At 48.2% G+C, this 6217-nt stretch carries 5 protein-coding genes; all 5 read left to right on the forward strand.

The features are described 5' to 3' along the window. Positions 1-567: 567 nt before the first annotated feature. On the forward strand, positions 568-1497 hold the full coding sequence (locus tag RMO84_RS08160; RefSeq protein WP_310487972.1) for an NADP-dependent oxidoreductase: 930 nt from the start codon (positions 568-570) through the stop codon (positions 1495-1497). A gap of 200 nt (positions 1498-1697) precedes the next feature. After that, entirely contained in the window at positions 1698-1829 is a 132-nt protein-coding gene (locus tag RMO84_RS08165) for a hypothetical protein (protein ID WP_310487968.1), read from the forward strand. A gap of 243 nt (positions 1830-2072) precedes the next feature. Continuing rightward, positions 2073-2930 (forward strand): VOC family protein, encoded by an 858-nt coding sequence (locus RMO84_RS08170; RefSeq protein WP_310487969.1) that lies wholly within the window; start codon positions 2073-2075, stop codon positions 2928-2930. A gap of 54 nt (positions 2931-2984) precedes the next feature. Beyond that, positions 2985-3851 carry an NmrA/HSCARG family protein gene (locus RMO84_RS08175; protein ID WP_310487970.1) on the forward strand — a complete coding sequence of 289 codons (867 nt, stop codon included), beginning with the start codon at positions 2985-2987 and terminating at the stop codon, positions 3849-3851. 92 nt (positions 3852-3943) lie between these two features. Then, positions 3944-6217: glycoside hydrolase family 65 protein (locus RMO84_RS08180; RefSeq protein ID WP_310487971.1), on the forward strand; the 2274-nt coding region annotated here is incomplete at its 3' end.

Raw genomic sequence — 6217 nt, forward strand, 5'->3', positions numbered from 1 at the left:
CTAGATGGGCTGGATCGATAACATGGCAACCCGCCGCGCTGGCGATTCCAGTGCGACTTTTGCATCGCTGTCACATAAACGCTAGTCGAACAGTTGGAGAATTGTCTGCGGCCGTTGGATGCGGGTAAGTCTGGATGGCAATTTAATAAATAATTTTTAGTTTTATCTACCCCTTTTGAGTGAGGTTATATTAAAGGTTGACAATTAAAATCTGTTGATATGTATACATACAAATTAGACAATGTTGATTATGATTAGCACGCAAAACTCATAAAATGATAAATTAAATATTAAGATAAATACTCTTGATATTAGTCGATCGAAGATTCTCTCCTCACGAGATCCTCACAACCCTAGCTTAAGATGAATGTTAATAAATTCGCATTATAAATTTATCAAAATAGTTGTTTTAGTTGCCATCTGTTATCGGAGTATTTGACTACAAAAACTTCGATGACAGATGGCAACTTAATAACATAATTTTCGATCGGATAATAACGATTATGAAACGCGTCAATAACACCAGACACCGATTTTATTCATTAGGAGTACACGATCGTGACAACGATGAAAGCAATCCGCATTCATGCCTATGGCGGGGTGGAAAATCTCCATTACGATGATGTCCTACGCCCCGAACCTCAAGCTGGTCAAGTGCTGGTACGCGTCTATGCAGCGGGTGTCAACCCAATCGACTGGAAGATTCGCGAGGGCTACTTTAAGCAAATGTTCGATCTGCCTTTACCCGTAATTATCGGTCAGGATATTGCTGGCGTGGTGGCAGCAGTGGGCAGTGGCGTAACGACGTTACACCCAGGACAGGATGTTTATGGTATTGCCGATCTTCAGCTTTCGGGAGCCTATGCGGAGTACGCACTGTGCTATGCCGAGGCACTCGCGCCCAAACCGCATACCCTCGACTACATCCATGCTGCCGCTGTCCCGAGTGCGGCAATGACGGCTTGGCAAGCGTTATTTGATAAAGCAGATCTCCATTCAGGGCAGACGCTACTGATTCACGGTGGCGCAGGTGGTGTCGGTGGTTATGCCATTCAGCTTGCCAAGTTAAAGGGCGCACGGGTTATCGCCACCGCAGCGGTGGAGTATCTTGACTACGTAAAAAACTTAGGAGCCGATCTCGTCCTCGATTATCATGCCCAACCCTTCGAGCAACAGGTGCAAGATGTCGCTGTCGTCCTCGATTTAGTCGGTGGGGAAACCCAGGCGAGATCTTGGCAAGTCATCCGTCACGGTGGCATTTTGGTATCGACGGTTGGTGTCCCAGCAGCGGGGATTCCAGCAGGTATCCGAGCGGTTGCTGTTGTGCTCGATCCCAAAGCCGAGCGAGAACTCCAACAGATCGCCCAGTTAATCGATGCCCACCAAATCGAAGTAACTGTCGAAAAAACTTTTGAACTCGAAGCTGCCGCCGCAGCCCAAGAATTCAGCCAGCACGGTCATCACTATGGCAAGTTAGTGTTACAAGTGACTCACTAATCTCAATTTTCACCACTAGGAAATAAGTAACATCCAAACTATTACCAAAAAAAGCGAACTGTAATGTCAAAAGAGAAAAAAGGCAACAAAGAAACCAAAAAGCCCAAAGCACCACTGGATGAAACCAAGAAGCAAAAGAAAGACCCCAAGCGATATGACGGCAAGCCATAAAACTGCGCATAATAACCAGCCAAAATAGCATGAAGGGTTCGCGGCACCAAACTGACTTGGACATGGGAGAAAGGAATACGCCCAGTCTAATCGAACAGCGATCGACCGCTCTGAGCATCATGACGACCGCTCATTTTTTCTGCTATGCCAAGCATAAATAAGCAATAAAATCATGAATAGTTTGCCCTTTGAAAAACAATTTGCTCATTCAATATTTTGCTGTCAGCTCCAAAATATTGAGATCGTTGGCGTTTAGCCTACCTTCGGTAATCGGGCCAAGCAATTACTAGCCGAGCTACACCTAATCTACCTGTCACAGCAGGCGACGATCGCCGATCTGACTACGCAAGATGCCTTCAACGATCTGAACTAGCTAGATGCCAATTATATCAATACAAAAACACATGCTAAATCAAATCGAACTAACAAAATCTGTTCCTCAAGAACGCTGGGGTGAATTTTTCGACCAGTTTTCCGATGGTAATCGGGGGCGACATATCTCAATTGAGATTATGAATTCCGAACTCGGCGATGAAGAATTAATTCAGAATGCGCCGTTGATGGCAATGGTTTACGTTGGCGGAGCCTCTCAGAATGAGAATCGACCTGGCAAGGGTAACGATCTGGTGATTGAAACAGGTAAAAACGAAGTCACTTACGCTCACACCGTCGATGCACCAATTGAAGTCTTAACGGGACAAAGTGAAAGCGGACGGATGTTGGCAGTTTGGATTAGTGATGCTACAGGGGCACAAACATTAGTCCAGTTACAACCAGTCGAACCTTTGCCATTAAGTTCGCCAGGAAAAACGGTAGCTATAGCTAGTAGCGATCGATTAGCTCCAGCCAATCAGATGAATCTTACATATATCTGCACTAGATTGAATGTCGAAAACTATGCAGATTGTAAGCTTTTCTACCAGAATGTTCTAGGGTTTAAAGTCTCCTTTGCTAACGATGCCCAGGAATATGCCGAGCTGGATGCCGGCACAACTAAAATTACGATTCTCAATCGCGCGCGGTTGGCAGATTATATCGACTCGATTGAAACGGCAACTTACGATCGTCGCGATGCCAAAATAATCTTGACCTTTGCCGTGCCCAATCTTGATGACACGATTGCTCAGTTGAAAGCCAAAGGCGTTCCTATCTTCAGCAGTCCTTGGCAATTCCCAGAGGAAGGGCTAACTGGCGGGTTGCTTACTGCCTGCATTCGCGATCCGGACGGCAATATCATCGAACTCGAACAAATCCTCAGCTAATCAAATCTCGACAACTTACACGTCAAGAATTCACCAACAATTGGGTACATAAAAATGGCAACCTCCGATCGCACAATTCTCGTGACTGGTGCAACTGGACATCAAGGTGGCGCAGTGGCTCATCATCTTTTAAAACGGGGAAAATTCAATGTTCGTGCCTTAGTCCGAGACAAAAATAAGCACTCAGCAATTGCCCTCAAACGATTGGGTGCCGAACTCTTCCTCGGCGATCTCGACCAGCAAGCTTCACTAGAACACGCGATGCAAGGTGTTTATGGCGTTTTTTCGGTGCAGGGACACGATGATGGCTTTGAAGCCGAAATCCGTGAGGGCAAGGCGTTGGTAGACGTTGCCAAAGCGTTGGGGATCGAACACTTTGTTTACAGTTCGGTGGGTAGTGCAGAACGTCAAACTGGCGTGCCGCATTTCGATAGCAAGTTTCAAATCGAAGAATATGTCCGCGCCAGCGGCATACCACATACGATTTTGCGCCCAGTATACTTCCTGTTCAACTATAACGGGATGCGTTCGATCGTTGAAACCGGAACGCTGTCCCAACCGCTGAGTCCCGATACCAAATTGCAACAATTATCTGAAGAAGATTATGGCGAAATGGTCGCCGAGGTATTCCAGCGTCCCACAGATTTTGCCAATCGCGCACTCGAAGTCGCCAGCGGGGAGATGACGATGCCAGAAGTTGCGGCGGCATTTACCCGCGTTTTAGGCAAAAATGTCGCCTACCAGCAAATACCGTTTGCAGCATTCGAGCAGCAAGCTGGAGCGGAAATGACCGCGATGTTTCGCTGGTTTGAGAACGTCGGGTTTGGAGCAGATTTAGCCCAGTTGAAAAGCAATTTTCCCGCCCCGACTGACTTTGAATCCTATTTACGCGAACATGATTGGGTAAAACAAGCCGCTTGATTCGTAACCGAGAGCCTCTGGCTATCGAAAATCGTGACAGATGCGACCAATTGCGAAATACGACTAGTCTCCAGTCCCATTATGTCAACAGCATGAATACTCTCATCCGTCCTCGCGAATTGATTTACACCGACTGGACACTAATCGAACCTGAATTCGACCTAACAAAATTGCGTGCCAGAGAAACCGTATTTACGATCGGTAACGGTTATTTAGGGACGCGGGGCAGCTTTGAGGAAGGTCATCCTCATGCGTTACCAATTACCTTAATTAATGGGGTTTATGACGATATCCCCGTGGTTTATACCGAGTTGGCAAATTGTCCCGATTGGCTGTTATTGGTGGTCATTATTAATGGCGAACAGTTCCGGTTAGATGCTGGTGAAATTCTTGCCTACGAGCGGCGACTGGACTTGCGACATGGGGTTTTGAGTCGATCGATCCGCTGGCGCAGTCCGATTGGCAATACCATAGATTTAAAGTTCGATCGGTTTGCAAGCTTGGCAGACGAACAAGTATTAGCACTGCGCTGTGAGATTACGCCGCTCGATTTTGATGGCACCATCGAGGTGCAGTCCAGTATTAATGGCTATCCCGAAAATCAAGGCTTCGACCACTGGGAGCATCTCGACAGAGGCAAGACAGAGCAAGGAGTCTGGCTCCACGTTCGTACCCGCAGCACCCAGATCGAACTCGGTATGGCTGCGAAAATGACTGCGATTGGCTCCGATGCAAAATCTCAGGTCATAAACACACCCGACTGTCCCACCTTGACAACCACTTTCGTCGCCACAATGGGGCAAAGCATCAGCGTGGAGAAGGTGGTAACGGTCTTTACGTCCCGCGAAACCAGATCGCCAGTTCAGGCGGCTCAGACCAAATTAGCCGGACTGCCAGCTTATCCGATCCTCCTCGCCGCCCATCAACAGGCGTGGGATCGAGTTTGGGAATACAGCGATATCGAGATTGAGGGCGATATTACCGCTCAATTAGCCGTCCGCTACAACTTATTTCAACTTTTTATTGGTGGTTGTACTACTCAGGGGTCACTAAATACCGACCCTGACAGCGTTCCCGCCAAAACCCTATCGGGATTTGGGTATCGGGGACATATCTTTTGGGATACCGAAATTTTTATCTTGCCCTTTTTCATTTGGACGCAACCTGCGATCGCCCGCAGCCTCCTCAATTATCGCTATGACACCCTAGAGGGAGCAAGGCGCAAAGCCGCCCATGCTGGTTATAAAGGGGCGATGTTTGCCTGGGAAAGTGCGGCAACTGGCGATGAGATGACACCTAAATGGTCGCTGTCGAGCGATCCTTATGTAGAACCCGTCCGAATTTGGAATGGGGAGCGTGAGATTCATATTAGTGCCGACATTGCCTATGCTGTCTGGCAATACTGGCGAGCAACGGGCGATGATGTGTGGATGCGCGATCGCGGAGCCGAAATCATCCTCGATACTGCCCTCTTCTGGCTGAGTCGGGTGGAGTGGCATGAAAAGCAACAACGCTACGAACTGTGTGGGGTCATTGGTACCGATGAATACCACGAAGAAGTCAGAAATAATGCCTACACCAATCGGCTGGTGCAGTGGCATCTCGAAAAGGCGATTGTTGTCTATGAGTGGCTACAAGAAACGTTTCCAGCGCGGGCAAACGAACTCAGCCAACAGCTACAGCTCACGCCAGTGCAGCTACTAGCTCTTCACTCGACGATTTCGCTGATGTACATTCCTTATAATCCTCAAACATTGCTAATCGAGCAATTCGAGGGGTTTTTCGCGCTCCAGGATATCGACTTGAGCGACTACGAACCGCGCACCAAGTCGATTCAATCCATCCTTGGTATGGTGAAAACCAATCAGAGCCAAGTCATCAAGCAACCCGACGTATTGATGCTGCTTTACCTGCTGCTCAAAACGCCAGAATTTGCAGATCGTCACGACATCTTGCAGGAAAACTGGAACTACTACACTCCCCGCACCGATATTACCCAAGGCTCATCCCTCGGTTCGTCCATTCAAGCAATCCTCGCCGCTAACCTGAATAAATCGGCAGATGCCTACGAACACTTGATGCGGGCGGCGACGATCGATCTCAAAAATACTTTCGGTAACACCGAAGACGGCATTCATGCAGCTTCGGCTGGCGGTGTCTGGCAAGCCGTAGTATTCGGTTTCGGCGGGATGCACCTGACGGAAAATGGCCCCGTCGCGACTCCCCATCTGCCACCGAATTGGACTCGACTCAAGTTTAAACTGAACTGGCACGGCACCTGGCACAACTTCGATCTCTCGCCCTCAGTTGTTTCAGCTACAGATATTCGGGGTTTTATCTTTGATGTCGATGGCGTGTTGACGGAT

The organism is Chamaesiphon sp. VAR_69_metabat_338 (assembly GCF_031423935.1).
Lineage (GTDB): Bacteria > Cyanobacteriota > Cyanobacteriia > Cyanobacteriales > Chamaesiphonaceae > Chamaesiphon.